Here is an 18,708-nt window from a genome sequence, read left to right on the forward strand (position 1 = left end):
GGCTCCCAGGCGATGCAGGAAGTCCCTGGCGGCCCTTTCGCCGGGATGCGTCCCATGCGAAGTAGTGCCCCCGTGGAATTCCCGTTCCGATTCACCCGCACCCGGAGTCCGGTACGGACCCCCGTCCCCGCGAGCGGCGCTCCCGGGTCCGCGCGGGAGTTCCAGGAACTGGTGGCTCGCTGCCAGCCGCAACTGGAGGAGCGCGCCCGCTTCCTGTGCCGGGGCCGCAACCCCTCGGATGCGAAGGATCTGCTCCAGGACACCTACGAGCGGGCGTTCCGCGCCTTCCATACCTATGACCGCTCCGCGCCCCCCCTGCCGTGGCTGGCCTCCATCCTCGTCAGGCGATTCCTCGACATGTGCCGGCAGGACAAGCGCCATCCCCAGCAGGAATTCACCGAGGGCCTGGACGTTGCCAGCGAGGAGGCGGCTCCGGCGGAGACGTGGGCGGGCTATACGCTGGAGGACGTCTGGCGCGCGGTGGAGAAGCTGCCGGAGGAATTCCGGGACGTGGTGCGGTTGAAGGACATGGAAGGTCTGTCGTACGCGCGCATCGCCGAGCAGCTGGGCATCGCCCCCATGACGGTGGGCACCCGGCTGTTCCGGGCGCGCAAGCGGCTCAAGGACATCCTTCTCGAGCAGGCGCAGCCCGGAGGTGTCGAGTGATGGCTTGCGAGCGGATCGCCGCCTTCGTGGATGGGGAGCTGTCCACGAGCGAGGCCGAGGAGTTCCAGGCCCACCTCGCGGGGTGCGCCGACTGTCAGGCCTCCCTGGAGGATCAACTCCAGGCGAGTCTCGCCGTGCGGTCCGCCGCGGCCTCGCGCCGTGCCCCACGCCGCGAGCCCTTCCGCCCCTCCTGGGCCCACCGCACCACCCGGATGTGGAGCGCGGGCGTGGCCATGGCGGCCCTCGTGCTGCTCGGCCTGCTGGCGGCGTGGTGGATGCGGCCCGCGTCCCCCGACGTGGGGGCCCAATTGCTCGCGCTCGCGCCGACGCGCTCCCTGGAAGGTCGGCTCGGCTACCCGGGCCTGGATGGCTACCGGAGCTCCGGCACGTTGCGCGAGGGGGCCTCGGGTTCCGCGGAGCTGGACGTGCGGCTGCTGGCGCGGCTCGAGGAGCAGGGGGACTTCCACGGCCTGGCGACGGCGTACCTGCTCGCCGGTGAGTTCGAGCGCGCCGAGAAGGCCCTGGAGCGTCTGCCCCCCTCGCCGGACGTGGACAGCGACCGCGCGTTGGCGGCGCTGGGGCGGGGCGAGCCCGAGCGGGCCCTCGTGGTGCTGGATCGCGCGCTGAGGGCGGCGCCGGAGCACCCGCGCGCCCATTGGAACCGCGGTGTCGCGTTGCGCGCGATGTCGTTGGAGCTGGCCGCCGCCATGGAGTTCCAACTCGTGGCGGACCGGCGCGAGCCGGGGTGGAGCGAGGAGGCGAAGCGGCTGGCGGAGGGGTTGCGCGCGAGCGCCGCGTCCCGGAGCCGTGCGTGGACGGACATGAACGCCGCCGGCATGGCGCTCGCGTTGGAGGGAACGGCGCTGCCCGCCGCGATGGTCCGCCGCAACCCGGACCTGGTGCGGCTCTACCTCTACCATGCGATTCGCGCCGCGGTGTCCCGGGAGCAGGTGCTCGCGCTGGCGCCGCTGGCCCGCACCTTGGACGCCGAGGCCAGGAACCCCACCGCGTCCGACTACGTGCAACGCGTGGCCCGGGCCGACTTCGCGCGCCGCGCGCCGCTGGCCCGCACGTACCGCGCGCTGCTGGAGGATGCCCGGTCGCTGACGGGCGAGGCGGCGGAGGCGTACCTCACGCGCCTGCGCCGCGCGGGCGAGCGGGAGTTGCTGCTCGGCGCCATCCTCCTGCTGCGCGTCGAGCACCAGCACCTGGAGGAGCTGCGCGCGCTCGTCGAGGAATCGGGCGAGGCCGTGTGGTACCGCGCGCCGCTGGTGAAGGCCCAGGTGGCGGAGGATCTGTCGCATGGAGATGGCGCCCGGGCCGAGCAGCGGCTCGTGGCGGCGATCGACGAGTGCCACCGGGCCCGGCTGGAGTACCGGTGCGTGTCGCTCCAGGCGGAGCTCAGCGGCCTCTACAACCAGTTGGATCGCCGTCAGGAGGCGATGGGACCCGCGCGCGCGGCGCTGGACGTGGCGCGCCGCCTCGGGGATTGGCACCACGAGGAGGAGCTCGTGCTCGCGCTCATCACCAGCGCGCGCCTGAGCCACGAGCCCGCGCTCGCCCGGGCCTATCTGGACGAGTACCTGCAACGCGCACCGGAGCACTGCGAGCGGCGCGCGGACTACCACCATCAACGCGCGCTCCTGGCCATCGAGGCGCTGGACGTGGAGGCGGCACGGCGCGAGGTGGCGCGGGCTCGCGAGTGCGCGGCGCCGCCTTCCCTGTTCGAGCTCGCCGTCTACGGTGATCTCCTGCGCTTCGGCACGACCGGGGACGAGCGCGCGTACGTGGCGCGGCGGCTGGAGTTGTTGCGCGAGGAGGCGTCGTTCACGCCGGGCGCGCGGCTGCTGCTGGAGCAGATGGGGGCGCGCATCCTCATCGAGACGGATCGGCGCGAGGGGCAGCGACGCCTGCGCGAGATCATCGCGGCGGCCTTGCCCCTGCGCGCCACGGACATCGAGGCGCGCAAGGCCTGGTCCTACGCCCACCAGACGCTGGTGATGGATGCCGGGAAGGCGGGGGAGTTCGACGAGGCCCTCCGCGTGCTCGCCGCCGGACAGGAGCGCGCCGCGCCGGCCTCGTGCCTGCTCGCGGTGGCGGGGCAGGACGAGCGCGTCCTCTTCGTGGCGCGTGGCGCCCGGGGGGACGTGCGGGGCGAGTACCTGGGGCAGCGCACCCGTCCGCTCCTCGAGGACTTCCCCGCGGTGCCCCCGGCGGTGTTGGAGCAACTCGCGGGGTGTGACGCCGTGCGGGTGCTCGCCGAGCCCGTGATCCTGGGACGTCCCGGACTGCTGGGACCCGAGCGGGCCTGGAGCTACCTGGTCCCCGGGGGCGGCGAGCAGAAGGTGCCCGAGGCCGGACTTCCTCCCAAGCACGTGGTGGTGTCGGATGTGGAGCCGCCGGCCACGCTCGGTCTGCCGCGCCTGCTGCCGTGGAACCGCGCGCCGCGACCGGGAGAGTTCCTCCTGCGGGGTGCGTCGGCCACTCCCGACGCGGTCCTGGCGGAGCTCGAGGACGCCACCGAGGTGGAGTTCCATGCGCACGGCTTGATCCGCTCGGGCTTCTCCGACGCGTCCTTCCTCGCGCTGTCGCCCGAGTCCGACGGCCGCTACGCGTTGACGGTCTCGGACCTCCAGGGGATTTCGCTCCGGGGCGCGCCGCTGGTGCTGCTCGCTGCGTGCCGCGCCAATGGGGGCGCCCTGCGCTACTACGCCGTGGCGAGCCTGCCCGCGGCGTTCATCCAGGCGGGTGCCCGGTCCGTGGTGGCTCCCGCCTCGCCCATCCCCGATGAGCAAGGAGGCGCCTTCTTCCAGGCCCTGCTCGACGAGGTAGGGCGGGGAGCGACACCCGCCCAGGCCCTGGCGAGGACGCGCTCCGTCTGGCTGCGCGACAGACCGGCCCCGTGGGTGTCGGAACTCGTGCTTTTCGAATGAGGGAATATCCGCGCCCCCCGGCGTAGAGAGGGTGGACGTTCACCTCGAACAGCAGGGGAGATGGGTCATGAAGCAGGGTTTTCTCGTGGTGGTTCTGCTGAGCGGCATGGCGGGGAGCGCGGGAGCGGCGGAGCTTGCCTGGGCGAGAAACCCGCCCTCGGGGAACGCGTTCACGCGGGCGGCCGCCGAGGACGATGACTTCCAGCGCGTGGGACCCGAGACCTTCGATCTCGCGGTGCGGCCGAGGGATGGGCGGGGACTGCTCATCTACCGATACTACCGCGCCAGGATGAGCGCGGTCCTGGTGGAGCGCGTGGCGGAGATCGACATCCGGATCAGGACCGGGGGGTTCAGCAGTGTGTCCGACACGAAGATCGTCCTGACTCCCGAGGGGTACAAGAAGCCCATTCCGCCCCAGCCTCCGGGTGGGGAGCCCATCTGGGTGCTGCCCGACGTGGAGCGCCGGGCCGCCCTCGCGGCCGTCTGGGCCGTCGATTCGGGGGGCACGGTGATTTCCATCGGACAACTCCCGGCGCTCACGCGCTGAGTGCCTGGCTCCCCGCCCACCAGGGGAGGCAGCGCATTTCTCCTCCGGGCAATGGCGCGGTAGCGTGCGGGCCGGATGGACAACGCCCTGATTCGCGCGCTCGTGTGTCTTGCTCTGCTGTGGTCCGTGACGGTGCGGGCGGAGGAGGGGAGACCCGATGCCGCCGCCCGCTCCCGCACCGTGCTCCTGCTGGGTGACAGCCTGATCGTCACCAGCTTCGGAGAGTCTCTCGAACAACTGCTGAACGCGCAGCCGGGAGTGCGCGCGGTGCGGCGGGCGAAGTCCTCCACGGGACTGGCCCGTCCCGACTTCTTCGACTGGATGAAGGTCGGGCGGGAGGAAGTGGAGCGCCATCAACCCGACGTCGTCGTCGTCATCCTGGGCGGCAACGACGGGCAGGGGCTCACGGATGAGCAGGGCAGGGCGCAGGTGCAGTGGGGCGCGTCCGGGTGGGAGGCCGCCTATCAGCAGCGGGCCACGGAGTTCCTGCGCACGTTGTCGGCTCCGGGGCGCAAGGTGCTCTGGGTGGAGTTGCCCTTCACCGGCCTGCCCCGCTTCGAGCGCAAGCTGGAGATCATCCGCCGGGTGCTGCGCGAGTCGGTGCGGAGCGACAGCGCGTCGACGCACCTGGAGACGCGGCCCTTCTTCGTCGATGCCAGGGGCCGCCTGTTGCGCGAGGCCCCCGTCGAGGGCTTCCGCAAGCCCATGCGGCTGCGCATGACGGATGGGGTGCACTTCACCGTGGCCGGGGGCCGCTACTTCGCGAACAAGGTGCACCCGGTGGTGATGTCGTTGCTGGAGGCTCCCCGCGAGCAGGCCGCCGCCCCCACGGGCTCGCGCGAGGCGGAGAGCACCTCGCTCGTGCCCTCTCCCCTGGTGCGCGGCACCCCGTGACGCGGGGCGGCGAGCTTCACGTGCCCGAGACGTCCGGAGGGGGCGGGGCCGCCTTGCGCTTGGGAATCAAAGAGCGGCGCGGTGACCCCTTGATGGCGTAGCCCAGCAGCATGGACATGGGCAGCAGCATGCCCAGTCCCTGGGTGAGATCCTTGGGCGGATGGGCCACGGCACCGAGCGCCATCGCGGCGAAGAGCAGACCACACACCAGGCGTATGAGAAGGGCGTTCACCGCATTGCTCCTTGGGGGCGGAAGGCGGAGATAACCCTATCAATTCCGAGCCGCACGGGATCAATTCTTGACGCGCCCGGTCGAGGCAATCGCCCTTCACTGGGAGGCTGGAGAATCCCTGTCGCCGTTCTGTTAAAGTCGCTTGCTCTCTCGACCGCTGTGCGGGGCCGTGCTCTCGACGGCCTCTCCAGGAGGTTCTCCATGCATTTGTTTCACAGGTCAGGCCTGGCGCTCGCCACGGCCTGCGCGGCGCTGCTTTGCGTCAACGGCGAAGCCCAGGCCGCGGGTCCCGGCGTGGTCTTCATCCATGGGACAGGCGATCAATCGGTCAGCTCGGCGACGACGGGCTACTGGACGCAGAGCGCCCTCACCACGATGAGCAATGGTCTGCCCTACCTCGTCGTGGGCTATCCCGGTGCCAGCTGCGCGGGCTTCAGCCAGTGCAGCTGGGGCTCCATCGTCGACCAGATCGTCCCCTGGGTGAACGCCAAGGGCATCACCAGCTTCACCGTCATCACCCACTCGAACGGCTCGAGCCCGGTGCGCTACATGCTCGGCCACACCGGCGCGGTGAGCGCCCAGGGCAACGTCGTCAGTGCCGTGACGAGCAAGATTTCCCAGGTCATCTTCTCGGCGCCGGACCTGGCGGGCACGCCGCTGGCCGACAAGGTGACCACCAGCGGCTCCTTCCTCAACATCGCCAACAGCGTCGTCGAGTTCTTCGGCGGTGGCAGCTACAACAACCCGGCCGTGGTGCAGCAGCGCACGGACAACATGCGCCTGTACAACTCCAACGGCACCTTCGCCGGTGCCCAGGGCGCCACGTCGGTGGGCGGCAAGCCCATCTCCGTGGTGCGCGGCAACAAGGTCTACGCCAACCTCTTCTCCAGCGACGCGCACTGCGGCGGCTACCTCTACGCCGTGGGCCTCAAGGCGGCGGCGCTGCTCGGCTGGGGCAGCTGGAACGCCAGCACCGACGGCTTCATTGGCGCGGACAGCTCGGGCTACTTCGGCAACATCATCATCGACGACGGGCGCCTCAACCATCACCAGTCGCGCCGGGGCTGCCACAACAGCGGCTCGCTCATCGCCAAGAAGGTGGCCAACGCCTCCATCCCCGCGCCCTCGCAGCAGACGTGGCCCCCGGAGACCAACGTGCTGGCCGCCGGTCAGGCCTGCAACAACTACTACTCGGGCTACGCCTACGACTACTCCACCGGAAACACGGTCTGGAAGTATGGCTGCACCAGCGCGGATCTCACCAACGGCTACCCCGAGCCGGACTGCCTCGTCGCCTACGGCTACTCCAGCTCCTACCGCATCCCGAGCACGGCGAGCTGGAACCCGTACCTCAATGCCGCCAGCTACTCCACCGCGGGCGAGGTCTGCCCCGACTCGTGGCAGGGCGATGGCATCTGCGACGCGTGCCTGGTGGCCAAGTATGGCTTCGACGCCGCCGTGGGCTCGACGGGCGCCAATGACTGTGTCCAGGCGCCTCCGGGCGGCTCCAACTTCTGCGGCGCGCTGTCCTGGGACTACACCCTGAACCGCGAGAACTACTCCGTCGTCGAGGCCCTTCACTGATGCTCCCCCGAGAGTCCAAGACCATGACCTTTCCACGCTCCCTCGTTCAGTCCTCCGGCTGGGCCCTGGCGGTGGTGCTCCTCGGCGGCTTCACCCCGACGGCCCCCGAGCCCTCCATGAGCCTGGCCACGAGCGCCCGGCGCGTCGCGGGCGATGTCGCTCCCGCGCGTCTGTTCCCGCGCGAAGTGCGTGAGCCCCTCGCTCCGGGCCTCGTCTCGGTGTCCAACCCCGGCGCGCCCCAGCAGCCGCTCGCGCCGCCCCTCGCGCCAGAGACCCGGAGCTCCAAGTCCACCGTGCTGCACGTGGCCCCGGGCTCGGCGCCCCAGCAGCTCTCGCTGCCCATCGACACGCCCGAGGACGCCTGGGTGATGTTCATCCCCAAGGGCACGGACGCCCAGCGCGGCGAGCGGGCGCTGCGGGACATGCAGATGTTCGACCCCCGCGGCGTGCGCGCGGACGTGCGCGCGGCGCGCTCCGCCGAGGACGCCCTGGGGCTGAATGCCTCGCGCCTGAAGGCCGAGGGCATCTCCCGGCCCGTCACCCTGATGCGCATGGGCCGGGACATGGGCGCGGGCGCCTATCAGGTGCGGGTGGGCGCCGAGGCGGCCCGCGTGGGCATGGCCATCGAGGTGCGCCTGCCGTCCTCTCCCATCGAGCTGTCGCTCACCGCCTCGGCCATGCAGTTCTTCCCGGGCGAGGAGGGCCACGTGACGGTGGACCTGCGCTCCACGGCCCGGCTGGAGAAGGTGCGCTTCGAGGCCACGCTCTACAACCCGCGCTTCGAGAAGGATCGGGCGGTGCCGGTGGTCCGGGTGGGCCAGGAGTACCGGGCGCTCGTCTCGCGCGTGCTGAGCGAGCGGGATGAGCCGGGTGCGTGGGTGCTCGAGGTTCGCGCGACGGGTCGCTCGGAGGGCGAGGACTTCGACCGCCTGGCGCAGACGTCGGTGGGCTTCGCGGTGCCCACGGCGCGCATCGTCTCGGCGGGGCGTCCGCGCCTGGTGCGCGACGCGGCCGGCAAGGTGGCGGCCTTCGAGGTGGACGTGGAGCTGGAGAGCCAGGCACGCGATCGCTACGAGGTGTCGGGCACGCTGGTGGCCACGGATCGCCAGGGCGGTGAGCGGCCGGTGGCCGAGGCACAGGTGACGGACCAGCTCGGCGTGGGCTCGCACACCGTGACGTTGCGCTTCGACGCGGGCCACGTGGGCCTGTCGCGGATGGAAGGCGCCTATGCCCTGCGCGAGCTGCGGCTCTTCTCGCTGGGCACCAACGCCTTGTACCACCGCCTGGGCCGGGGACTGGAGCTGCGCATGCCGGCGGCGAGCGTCGCCGAGTTCGCCGCGCCGGTGATGACGCCCGCCATCGAGCACCGGTTGAAGGCGGGCGACTTCAACGTCCTGCCGTAGTCCCGTGCCGGCCGGCCGCTGGCCCTCCCGCCAGCGGTCGGGCCCTCTGGCGCCCGGCCGCCCATCGAGCGTCTGACACCCCGCCCCGCGCTTCGCTCGTCCGAGCGGGCGGGGGAGCGGTCGCGGCCAGGCGCTGTCAATCCCGAAATGTTCCTCCACCCCCCGCGCCCGAGTCGAGTGGTGACTGGAAGGCTTTTCCCTCGCGGGGGGTTCGTGTGCTCTTTGTGGACTGATGAACGATCCACCCGCCGAGAGCCGGGTTCTGGAATGGGAGCGACACGTTTGGGTAAAAGCGCCACCGGGCTGGATCAGTTGTTGGTCCCAGGTACGGGAGAGGGGGGCGCGGGCCCTCGTGGAAATATGTCCGTGACTATTGACTATCAGAGGATCTTCAACCTCTCGCCCAACCCCTACATGATCCTGGACCGTGAGCTGCGCTACGTGGCGGCCAACGAGGCCTACCTGAGCGTCACGGCGAGCCGGTTCGAGGACATCGTGGGTCAGTACGTCCTGGCGGCGTTTCCCAACGATCCGAACGATCCGGACAACCTCCCGGCGCGCATGCTGCGCGAGTCGTTCGAGCGGGTGCTGAAGCGGCGGACCCCGGACACGCTGGCGCTCATTCCCTACCGGGTGCCCCTGCATACGCCCGAGGGCATCGTCGTCCGGGATCGTTTCTGGAGTGCCACCCACACGCCGCTGCTCGACGAGCGGGGCGAGGTGGCCTTCATCCTCCAGCACACCGTGGACGTGACGGAGTTGCAGGAGCTCAAGCGCACGGTGCGTGCCGTGCGGGTGGCGCAGGAAGACGGGGCCTCCCAGGCTCAACTCGAGGCCGGCGTGCTCCACCGCGCGCGCAGTGTCCAGGATGCCAACCGCACGCTGGATGAGGAGCGCAACCGGCTGCGCCGGCTGTTCGAGCAGGCACCGGGTTTCGTGACGGTCTTGCGCGGGCCCAACCTCGTCTTCGAGATGAGCAACCCCGCCTACTACCAGCTCGTGGGCCACCGGGACATCATTGGCAAGCCGCTGCGCGAGGCGCTCCCGGAGACGGTGGAGCAGGGCTTCCAGGCGCTGCTGGAGAAGGTGCTCACGACGGGGGAGCCGTTCGTCGGCCAGGGCATGCTGGTGCGCCTGCAGCGCACGCCGGACGCGCCGCTCAGCGACGTGTACGTCGACTTCGTGTACCAGCCCATCATCGAGCCGGATGGGACCATCTCGGGCGTCTTCGCCCAGGGGCAGGACGTCACCGAGCAGAAGCGCGCCCAGGACGAGCTGCGCCGCTACCAGGAGCACCTGGAGGAGCTGGTGCGCGAGCGCACCCAGGCGCTCGAGCAGAGCGAGGCCGAGCGGCGCGAGACCGAGGCCGCGCTGCGGCAGGCCCAGAAGATGGAGGCGGTGGGCAAGCTGACGGGTGGGGTGGCGCACGACTTCAACAACCTGCTGCAGGTCATCGGGGGCAACCTCCAGTTGTTGCAGAACGAGGTGGCCGGCAATGAGCGGGGCCAGCGGCGTCTGCAGACGGCGGTCGGCGCGGTGGATCGCGGCGCCAAGCTCGCCGCGCAGCTGCTCGCGTTCGCCCGGCGCCAGCCGCTCGAGCCCGTGGTCATCAACCTGGGCCGCCTGGTGCGCGGCATGGATGAGCTGTTGCGCCGCGCGCTGGGCGAGGACATCGAGGTCGAGACGGTCATCACCGGCGGGTTGTGGAACACGTTCGCCGATGCCAACCAGCTGGAGAACGTCATCCTCAACCTGGCGATCAACGCCCGGGACGCGATGGAGTCCCACGGTCGGCTGACGATCGAGGCGAGCAACGCCATGCTCGACGATCACTACGCCCACCTGCACCAGGACGTGGTGCCCGGCCAGTACGTGCTGCTGGCCATCTCCGACACGGGCTGCGGCATGTCTCCCGAGGTGCTCGAGCGCGCGTTCGAGCCCTTCTTCACCACCAAGCCCGAGGGCCGCGGCACGGGGCTGGGGCTGAGCATGGTGTACGGCTTCGTCAAGCAGACGGGGGGCCACGTGAAGATCTACAGCGAGGTGGGCCACGGCACGACGATGAAGATCTACCTGCCCCGTGCCTTCCAGGCGGAGACGGCGCCGACCGAGGTGCTCGAGGGGCCCATCGAGGGGGGCAACGAGACCATCCTGGTGGTGGAGGACGACGTCGCGGTGCGCGCCACGGCGGTGGAGATGCTCTCGGAGCTGGGCTACCGGGTGCTCAAGGCCGGGGATGCCCAGAGCGCGCTGGCCATCATCCAGAGTGGCATGGCGGTGGATCTGCTGTTCACCGACGTGGTGATGCCCGGACCGGTGCGCAGTCCCGAGCTGGCCCGGCAGGCCCGGCAGGCCCTGCCGGAGCTCGAGGTGCTGTTCACCTCGGGCTACACGGAGAACGCCATCGTCCATGGCGGGCGGCTGGATCCGGGCGTCGCGTTGCTGGTCAAGCCCTACCGGCGCGAGGACCTGGCGCGGAAGATCCGCATGATGCTGCGCAACCGTCAGCAGCGGCAGAACGCGCGGGACATGCAGGCGCTGCGGCGTGAGCGGGTCCGGACCGCGCGTGCCCCCGAGCCCCCGAAGAAGACGCGCCTGCGCGTGCTGCTCGTGGAGGACGACGAGGACATCCGCACGTCCGCGTACGAGTTGCTGGGCATCCTCGGGCACGACGTGCTGGCGGTCCCGAGCGCGGAGGAGGCCCGCACGGCGCTGTCCACCAGCCGCTTCGACGTGCTGTTCACCGACGTGAGCCTGCCGGGCATGTCGGGGGTGGAGCTGGCGCGCGAGGCCGTGCGGCGCATTCCCGGCCTGCGCGTCATCGTCGCCTCGGGGTATGGGAACGCGACCGAGGGCCTGGACAAGGGCCTGAGCGCCGTGGTGCTGCCCAAGCCCTACGCGCTGCAGCAGATCGAGCGCGCGCTGGATCAGGTGGGCGAGGGGCTCTAGACGGGGGAGATCTCCCGGCGTCGGAAGGGGCGCTCCACCTTCTTGTTCGCCGAGCGCTTGAGGGCACGCGCGAGCAGGCGCCGCGTGTCGCGGGGATCCACCACGTCGTCCACCATGGCGAGCGCGGCGGTGCGCTCGATGCGGATGTGCTGGCGCAGGCCCTCGGCGAGCTGCTTCTTCATGGCCTCGGCGGCCTCGGGGCTTTCGGCGCCCTGCAGGAGCTTGCGCGCGGCGATGGCCACCATGCCCTCGGCGCCCATGACGCCGATCTCCGCGCCGGGCCAGGCGATGAACAGATCCGGCTCGAAGGCCCGGCCATTCATGACGTAGTAGCCCGCGCCATAGCCCTTGCGCACCACCACGGTGAATTTGGGCACGGTGGCGCTGGCGGCCGCGTACATCATCTTCGCCCCGTGGCGGATGATGCCCTGCTGCTCCACCTTGGTGCCCACCATGAAGCCCGGCACGTCCTGGAGGAAGAGCAGCGGCACCTGGAAGGCGTCACACAGGTTGATGAAGCGCGCCGCTTTGTCCGCCGCGTTCACGTCCAGGATGCCGCCCAGGTACATGGAGTTGTTGGCCACGATGCCCACGGGCCAGCCGTCGATGCGCGCCAGGCCGGTGATGAGGTTGCGCGCGAAGCGGGGCTTGAGCGGGAAGAACTTGCGGTCATCCACCAGCGACAGGATGACCTTGTTCATGTCGAACGCCTGGCGCGGGCTGTCGGGCACCACGGTGAGCAGCGACTCGTCGCGCCTGTCGAACGGATCCGCCGTGGGCCGGCGCGGGGGCCGCTCCTCGCAGTGCGAGGGGAAGAAGGACAGGTACTCGCGGATGGCGGCGAGGCAGGTGGCGTCGTCGGGGTACTCGGCGTCGGCCACGCCGGACACCTCGGTGTGCACCTTCGAGCCGCCCAGCTCCTCCTCCGTCACCTTCTCGCCCACCACGGACTCCACGAGGTAGGGGCCGCCGAGGGCGAGCGAGCTGGTGCCCTTGACCATGGGCACGAAGTCCGCGAGCGCCGGGATGTAGGCGGTGCCGGCGGCGCCGGGGCCCACCATGGCGGCGACCTGGGGCACCACGCCGCTCATCACCACCTGCTCGCGGAAGAGGTAGCCGGTGTCCGCGAAGCCCGCGAGGCGCCGGGGGTCCACGTCGCCACCCGCCTCCAGGCGCGCGCCCGCCGAGTCGACCAGCCACACCATGGGGATGCGGTGCTTGAGGGCCAGGTCGCGCATGCGCGCCACCTTGCGCTCGCCCACCGTGCCGATGGAGCCGCCGAACACCGTGAAGTCGTAGATGGCCGCCGCCACGGACCGTCCGTCGATCTCCCCTACGCCGGTGATGACGCCGTCCGCGGGCGAGGGCCGGGACGGGTCCTCCTCCTCGGGCAGGTGGCCCTCGGCCCCGGCGAGCAGACCCATCTCCTCGAAGGTGTTCTCGTCGAAGAGCCGCTGGAGGCGCTCGCGGGCGGTGAGCTTGCCCTTGGCGTGCTGGCGCTCGATGCGCTCCGGTCCCCCCAGGCCCTCGTTGCGGCGGCGCTGCTCCTCGAGCTTCTCCACCCGCTCCTTCATCTTCATGGTGTGGCCTCCCCGGCAGGACTGGCGGCTACCTTGCCAGAGCGGCGCGCCAGGCCGGAAGAGGGGAGGGGCGCCTAGGGTCGTGGCTTGTGCAGTCGCGCGAGTTCGCGGTCCAGGGCGGCGGCGAACTGCTGGCGGTCCTGCGAGGAGAAGCCGCTGGGGCCCCCCGTCACCACGCCGCTCTCGCGCAGCTCCTGCATGAAGTTGCGCACGGACAGGCGCTCGGAAATGTTGTCCTCGGTGAACAGTTCGCCGCGGGGATCGAGCACGACGACGCCCTTGGGCACGAGCAGGGCCGCGAGCGGGATGTCCTGGGTGACGGCGAGATCGCCGGACTGGGCCTGCTTCGCGATGTACTGGTCCGCGACGTCGAGCCCGCTGCCCACGCGCACCGAGGAGACGAGCTCCGAGCGGGGCAGGGAGAGCGTCTTGTTGGCCACGAAGACGATGGGGAGCCGCAAGCGCTGCGAGGCGCGCAAGAGGATGTCCCGCACGGGACCGGGACAGGCATCGGCATCCACCCAGAGTTTCATGTCGCCGCCCATCCTCTCACGTCTTCCGCGCGTCTTCAGGCGGAGAGGCGGCGCACCCACTGGAAGTAGGTGGCGCGCGGGTCCTCGAGGGGATCCCGGAACAGGGCGCGCACCTCGGCGCGCTCGACCCGGCCCGCCTCGAAGCCCTGGTAGAGCGCGTCGCCCAGCAGGTAGCCCAGCGCGTGGCTGACGCCATGGAAGAGCCGATCCTTGCGCAGGGGCAGGAGCTTCACCGCCTCGTCCGGCACCTCCACCTCGGCCGCCTTGTGCGCGAGCACGAACGCGGCGATCTGCCGCTCCACGCCCCGGGCCTGACCGAAGCGCAGGGCCCACTCGCCGGCCCCCACGCAGACGCGCCGGGGGTTCACCAGCTTCGAGCCGAAGAAGCCCAGCGCCTCTTCCACGCAGCGCGCGTAGAAGGCATCCGAGGCCCGGCGCGGCGCCTCCATGGCGTCGCCCACGGCGCAGTGCCGCACGAAGTGCGCCGCCTCCTCGGCCGCGTGGTTGAGGGACAGCGACGCCAGGTACGCCGTGCGCGCCCGGGGGATGTAGTAGCTCTCGCGCGAGAGGATGTACCGGCGCAGCTGCACGAGCTCACCTTGCGTGAAGCGGCCCCGCTGCTGGATGCGCTCGAGCGCGTCTCCATCCGCCGCCGTCACCACCTCGGCCTCGTCGAGCCAGCGGCCCACCGGCACGCCCGCGAGCCGTCCGATGAGGCCCGCCATCTCCCGGAAGCGCTCGGCGGCGCCGCGCTCGCGCAGGGGCGAGTCCCCCGACTCGGCCTCGAGGTAGTCCAGGAAGCTCTGCTGGCACACCACCGGCGAGGCGTTGAGCAGGCACAGCGCCCCATCCGCCAGCTCCACCGCCTGCGCCGCGCCCACCTTGCCCTCGCGGGCGAGCCGCCAGTAGACGCCCTCGGCGTTCTGGTACACCACGAGCCCCTTGTGGCCGTGCGCCTCGCCGAGTGCCCGCTCCACCTGGGCGGGGAGGTGGCAGGGTGCCACGTGGTACTGGCCCACGAGCACCACCACCCGGGGGGAGTCCTCGGACCGGAGGGCCCGGGCGATGCGCTCAGCCGCGTACGCGTCCCGGAGCTCGAGCGAGCGCTCGCCCTGGGCGCGGCGGTCGATGCCCACCACGCGCAGGCGGTGGCGCCGGGCGTAGGCGAGCAGCGTGCGCGCCCCGGACCAGGCACCTTGTCCCGCGCCGAGTCCCAGGCGGGAGAGCAGGGCGCGCTCGGTGAGGCGTCCGGCGAGGTACGCGTCGACGGACGCCTGGTGCCGGCCCTCCACGCACTCGAGCGCGAGCACCACCCGGCGGCCCGCCTCCCGGACGCCCTCCACGAGGTTCAGGTAGGTCTCCTGCGCGAGCGGCAGCGTATGGTAGTCGCCCACGTAGATGACGTCCGCGGCGCGCACCTGCTGGGAGACGGCGTGGGCGGAGAGGATCTGGCGGTAGTCGGAGGTCCGCCGGCGGTAGCGGGCCTCGTAGGCGCGAAAGGCCGCCGACTGTCCTTCGACGGCCCGGGCGATCTGGGCCTTCTGGCGGCGGAACAGGGCGAGGTGGAGGGCGAGCGACGCGCGCATGGGCGGTCACCACTCGCACGCACCCGAGGGACCGGCAAAAATTCAGCGACCGCGTCCCCCTTCCTTGACGCGTCCGGGCCCACGGTGGACGATCCGATTCCCCGTGGTCTGCTCACGCCCCCGCTCCATCCTCCTCGCGCTCGTGCTGCTCGTGGCGCTGCCTGTCCACTCGCAGGAGAAGTCGACCCTGCTTCACAACCCCCCGGATCAGGCCGAAGCCGGCCAGGCCCTGGTGGTGGATGGCGTGCTCACCGGCACCCAGCGCATCCTCCGCGTGGTGCTGCGCTACCGCGGCTCCGGCGAGCCCTACACCGAGGCGCCCATGGAGTTGCAGTACGGCGATCTCTACCGGGGAGTCATTCCGGGCACGCACCTGGCCGCTCCCGGGGTCGAGTACTACGTGGAGGGCTTCACGCCCGGTGGAGAGCGGGTGCCGCTCTTCAAGAGCGCCACGCGTCCGGCCCGGGTCCTCGTCGAGGGCGCGGAGCCTCCGGCCCGGGTGCCGCCCCTGTCGGCCCGGCCGCCCCCGGAGCCGACGGCGGCCCCGCGTCAGCCCCCGCCCCCGCCTCCCCGAGCCCCCGAGCCCGCGAAGTCCGCGCGCAAGCCCGAGCCCACCCGGTCCGAGCCCACCCGCCCGGAGCCCGCGCGCAAGCCCGAGCCGGCCCGGAAGTCCGACTCCGACGCCGATGACGCCATGGCGGCGCTCAACGCCGAGCTGCCCGCGGACACGGAGCCGGCCGCCGCGCCCCCAGCTCCGGAGCGGCCCTCGCGCCCACCTGCTGCCGAGCCCGCCCCCGTCGAGTCGACGCGCTCGCAGATGGAGGAGGATCTGGCGCTCTACACCGCCGAGGACACGCTGGCGCTGGCCACGCGGCACGAGGAGTCGGTGAAGAAGGTGCCCGCCATCGCCGCCTCGTTCGGGCGCGAGCAGATCCGCTCACTCGGGGCGCGCACGGTGGCGGACGTGCTGGACGTGGTGCCCGGGCTGTCCATCAGCCGCGACGTCCAGGGCTTCCACCGCACGGCCGTGCGAGGCCTGCGCAACGACGCCGAGGTGCTCTTCCTGCTCAACGGCCACCGGCTCAACAACTTCTTCGACGGCAAGGCGCTGATGAACCTGCCGGTGGAGAACCTCGAGCGCATCGAGGTCATCCGGGGTCCGGGCTCGTCGCTGTATGGCGCGGGGGCCTTCCTGGGCGTGGTGAACCTCGTCACCCTGCGCGAGGAAGGCCTGTTCTCCTCCGCCTCGGTGGGCGGTGTGCCCAAGAAGGTGGAGCAGGGGCTCGCGCCCGCCGCGGAGCTCCACCTCTCGGGTGCCCTTGGCCTGGATCGCCTCAAGATCTTCGGGGATGGGGACGTCTGGTACCAGGAGGGTGGCTCGACGGCCGTCGAGAAGGACGCGCTCGACGCGGACACGCTCGCGCAGAAGCTGCGCGAGCCATTGGATCCCGCGGGCTACACCCATGATGACCGCTTCCTGCTCAACCTCGGCCTGGGCGCCGAGTACGCCATCTCCTCGCGCAACCGCTTCACCGCGTCCGTGCGGGTGATGTCCGAGGAGCGCGCCGCGCTCCTGGGCCTGTTCGACACCATGGGTCCGGACTCGCGCCTCAAGTGGCTGATGCTGCTGGGCGACATCACCTACGAGCGCCAGGTGAACGAGCAGATGCGGGTGCGCGCGCGCCTGTCCGCGGATCGGCAGTACACGGACCGGCTCTTCCAGATCGGTCCGGACAACTTCCGCACCGGCCCGGATGACCTCACCCAGCTCTTCCCCGAGGGCATGCTCGAGCAGACGCTCGTCACCGTGAGCGCCCTGGGCGCCAGCGTGGACGCGGACCTGTCGCTCTTCGAGGGCAACCGCCTGTCCTTCGGCGCGGTGGGGGAGTTGCAGACGCTGGACGACTACTCCTACCTCACCAACTACACCTCCGACAGCCGCAGGCGTGGCGAGCTGGCGCCACCGACGGGGCTCGTGGACATCCAGGACATCGCCGAGGGCGCGGCCTCGCGGCGGCTGGCGTTCGGCGCCTTCGTGCAGGACCAATGGACGGTGGTGGAGCCGCTCACGCTCACGCTCGGGCTGCGCGCGGACGTGACCCAGTTGCCCCTGATGGACAAGGACAGCCTCGCCATCACCGGCACGCACCTGGTGACGAGCCTCAACCCCCGCGCGGGGCTGGTCTTCTCGGCCACCGACTCGCTCGTGCTCAAGCTGCTCTACGGCCGGGCCTTCCGTCCGCCCACGCTCCAGGAGCTGCTCGAGCAGATCCCCAACACCTACTACAACCAGGGCCGCTTCGTGGGGAACCCGGGCCTGCAGCCCGCCGTGGTGGACACGATCGAGCTGGGCGCGGACCTCATCCAGACGGCGGGCGAGGCGCGCGTGCGCCTGCGCGGCAACGCCTTCTACGAGGCCTTCTCCCATCCCATCGCCGCGGTGGACACCTCGGGCAACATCGTCCCGGTGCGCAACCGCGAGCTGGGCGTGCGCGTGTACGGCGTGGAGGGCGAGGCCCGGCTGGAGGCCAGCAAGCGCGCCACCGCCTGGGTCAACGCGAGCCTCTTCCGCGCCGAGGACCTGGAGCTGCCCGCCAACCACCTCTACCTCACCGACACGCCCCAGGCGCGCTTCAACGCCGGCATCTCCATGCCCATTGGAGATGTCATCAACTTCGATCTCGTGGTGCGCGCGGGCGCCGAGCGGCGCAACAACACGCGCTCGGTGCTGGAGCTGGTGCGCCGCTACCGGATCCCCGCCTACAACCTCATCACCGCGCAGGTGCGCACCGAGCCCATCGCCGATCACTTCGAGCTGGCGCTGCTGGTGCAGAACGTCTTCGACTTCGACCTGCGCGATGATGTGCCCCGTCCGGACCGCATCCCCAACCTGCTTCCCCGCGAGGGCTTGTCCGCCTTCCTGACCTTGAGGGCCCACCTGTGATGTCCCGACCGTTCACCGTCGCGCTGCTGGCGCTGGCCCTCGCTCCGGGCCTGGGCTGCCTGCGCTACAACGATCAGTGCCAGCCCCTGGTGGAGGATCCCGAGACGGTCCTCGGCAACCTGGGCGACCCGGTCTACCTGGACCGCATCTACACGCGGCATGACAACCACGCGCTCGGGCAGCTCGCCGCGGACGCGCTACGCCATGCCGAGGATGGCTCCCCGGCCCCCGCGCACCTGGGCATCATCAACGGAGGCGCGCTCCGGGCCGAGGGCCTGTGCGTCACCCGCACGTCCATCCCCAAGGGGCCGCTGAAGAACGGCCTCCTGCACGAGGTGATGCTCTTCGAGAACTCCGTGGTGACGGTGGACCTCTCCGAGCAGCAGCTCGTGGCCATGTTCGAGCACTCGGTGGAGGGACTCTCGCCAGTGGGCCAGCCCATCCTCGCGCCCTCGGGCGCCTTCCTGCAGGTGTCCAAGGACGTCAAGCTGCACGTGGACTGCTCGCGCCCGGTGAAACAGCGCGTGCGGGAGCTGAGCGTGAGCGGCCGGCCGGTGTCCTTGTCCCCGCGGGACAACGCTCCGTATTACCGGGTGGCCATGTCGTCGTTCCTGGCGCTGGGCGGAGACGGCTACGGCACCATCTTCAAGGACGCGGCCTCCGACGTGACGCGCAACCCCGTCACGGCGAGCTCGTCCGCGGGGCGGACCACGGACGTGACCCTCACCGAGGCCTGGATGCGCGGCCAACATGCCGAGCCGAAGCCCCCCTTGTTCGAGGAGGAGCGCATCGTCTTCGAGAACTGCGCGAAACCCTCCCGGCCCGTGGTGCGCTAGGGCCGGGAAGGGTGCTTCGGT

Annotated in this window: 13 protein-coding genes; 9 read left to right on the forward strand and 4 right to left on the reverse strand. The window is 71.1% G+C overall.

Features of this window, described 5'->3' with window-relative positions; translation table 11 throughout:
- The first annotated feature begins 72 nt into the window (after positions 1-72).
- The 4 genes from D187_RS39440 to D187_RS39455 all read left to right on the forward strand — a co-directional run bounded on the left by D187_RS39440 (position 73) and on the right by D187_RS39455 (position 5,040).
- Positions 73-666 (forward strand): RNA polymerase sigma factor, encoded by a 594-nt coding sequence (locus tag D187_RS39440; protein WP_245591935.1) that lies wholly within the window; start codon positions 73-75, stop codon positions 664-666.
- The gene (locus tag D187_RS39445; protein WP_002631193.1) at positions 666-3,599 is read left to right on the forward strand and encodes a CHAT domain-containing protein; all 2,934 of its coding nucleotides are present in this window, start codon (positions 666-668) and stop codon (positions 3,597-3,599) included. The genes D187_RS39440 and D187_RS39445 overlap by 1 nt, the downstream gene beginning before the upstream one ends.
- A gap of 67 nt (positions 3,600-3,666) precedes the next feature.
- A complete protein-coding gene (locus D187_RS39450) occupies positions 3,667-4,146 on the forward strand; it encodes a hypothetical protein (RefSeq protein ID WP_002631192.1) in 480 nt (159 codons plus the stop codon).
- A 75-nt stretch (positions 4,147-4,221) separates the two neighbouring features.
- Positions 4,222-5,040 (forward strand): SGNH/GDSL hydrolase family protein, encoded by an 819-nt coding sequence (locus tag D187_RS39455; RefSeq protein WP_002631191.1) that lies wholly within the window; start codon positions 4,222-4,224, stop codon positions 5,038-5,040.
- Between the two features lie 16 nt (positions 5,041-5,056).
- On the opposite strand, the gene D187_RS39460 is transcribed toward D187_RS39455, so the two are convergent.
- On the reverse strand, positions 5,057-5,272 hold the full coding sequence (locus D187_RS39460) for a hypothetical protein (protein ID WP_002631190.1): 216 nt from the start codon (positions 5,270-5,272) through the stop codon (positions 5,057-5,059).
- A gap of 201 nt (positions 5,273-5,473) precedes the next feature.
- Between D187_RS39460 and D187_RS39465 the strand changes: the two genes are divergently transcribed.
- From D187_RS39465 to D187_RS39475, 3 genes are all read left to right on the forward strand, one after another.
- The gene (locus D187_RS39465; RefSeq protein WP_002631188.1) at positions 5,474-6,856 is read left to right on the forward strand and encodes a hypothetical protein; all 1,383 of its coding nucleotides are present in this window, start codon (positions 5,474-5,476) and stop codon (positions 6,854-6,856) included.
- Positions 6,857-6,879: 23 nt separating this feature from the next.
- Positions 6,880-8,259 (forward strand): DUF4785 family immunoglobulin-like domain-containing protein, encoded by a 1,380-nt coding sequence (locus D187_RS39470; protein WP_002631186.1) that lies wholly within the window; start codon positions 6,880-6,882, stop codon positions 8,257-8,259.
- A gap of 360 nt (positions 8,260-8,619) precedes the next feature.
- Entirely contained in the window at positions 8,620-11,208 is a 2,589-nt protein-coding gene (locus D187_RS39475) for a response regulator (protein ID WP_043433738.1), read from the forward strand.
- On the opposite strand, the gene D187_RS39480 is transcribed toward D187_RS39475, so the two are convergent.
- From D187_RS39480 to D187_RS39490, 3 genes are all read right to left on the reverse strand, one after another.
- On the reverse strand, positions 11,205-12,788 hold the full coding sequence (locus tag D187_RS39480) for an acyl-CoA carboxylase subunit beta (RefSeq protein WP_002631182.1): 1,584 nt from the start codon (positions 12,786-12,788) through the stop codon (positions 11,205-11,207). The two genes, D187_RS39475 and D187_RS39480, sit on opposite strands and share 4 nt — an antisense overlap.
- Before the next feature lie 74 nt (positions 12,789-12,862).
- On the reverse strand, positions 12,863-13,321 hold the full coding sequence (locus D187_RS39485; protein ID WP_043433957.1) for a YaiI/YqxD family protein: 459 nt from the start codon (positions 13,319-13,321) through the stop codon (positions 12,863-12,865).
- A gap of 35 nt (positions 13,322-13,356) precedes the next feature.
- Positions 13,357-14,907 carry a ChaN family lipoprotein gene (locus D187_RS39490; protein WP_002631179.1) on the reverse strand — a complete coding sequence of 517 codons (1,551 nt, stop codon included), beginning with the start codon at positions 14,905-14,907 and terminating at the stop codon, positions 13,357-13,359.
- A gap of 103 nt (positions 14,908-15,010) precedes the next feature.
- On the opposite strand from D187_RS39490, the gene D187_RS39495 reads away from it, so the two are divergent.
- The gene (locus tag D187_RS39495) at positions 15,011-17,851 is read left to right on the forward strand and encodes a TonB-dependent receptor plug domain-containing protein (protein WP_020918585.1); all 2,841 of its coding nucleotides are present in this window, start codon (positions 15,011-15,013) and stop codon (positions 17,849-17,851) included.
- The gene (locus D187_RS39500; protein ID WP_043433740.1) at positions 17,851-18,687 is read left to right on the forward strand and encodes a 5'-nucleotidase C-terminal domain-containing protein; all 837 of its coding nucleotides are present in this window, start codon (positions 17,851-17,853) and stop codon (positions 18,685-18,687) included. Before D187_RS39495 ends, D187_RS39500 begins: the two co-directional genes overlap by 1 nt.
- Positions 18,688-18,708: the final 21 nt, after the last annotated feature.

Source organism: Cystobacter fuscus DSM 2262 (assembly GCF_000335475.2).
In the GTDB taxonomy this organism is placed as follows: domain Bacteria; phylum Myxococcota; class Myxococcia; order Myxococcales; family Myxococcaceae; genus Cystobacter; species Cystobacter fuscus.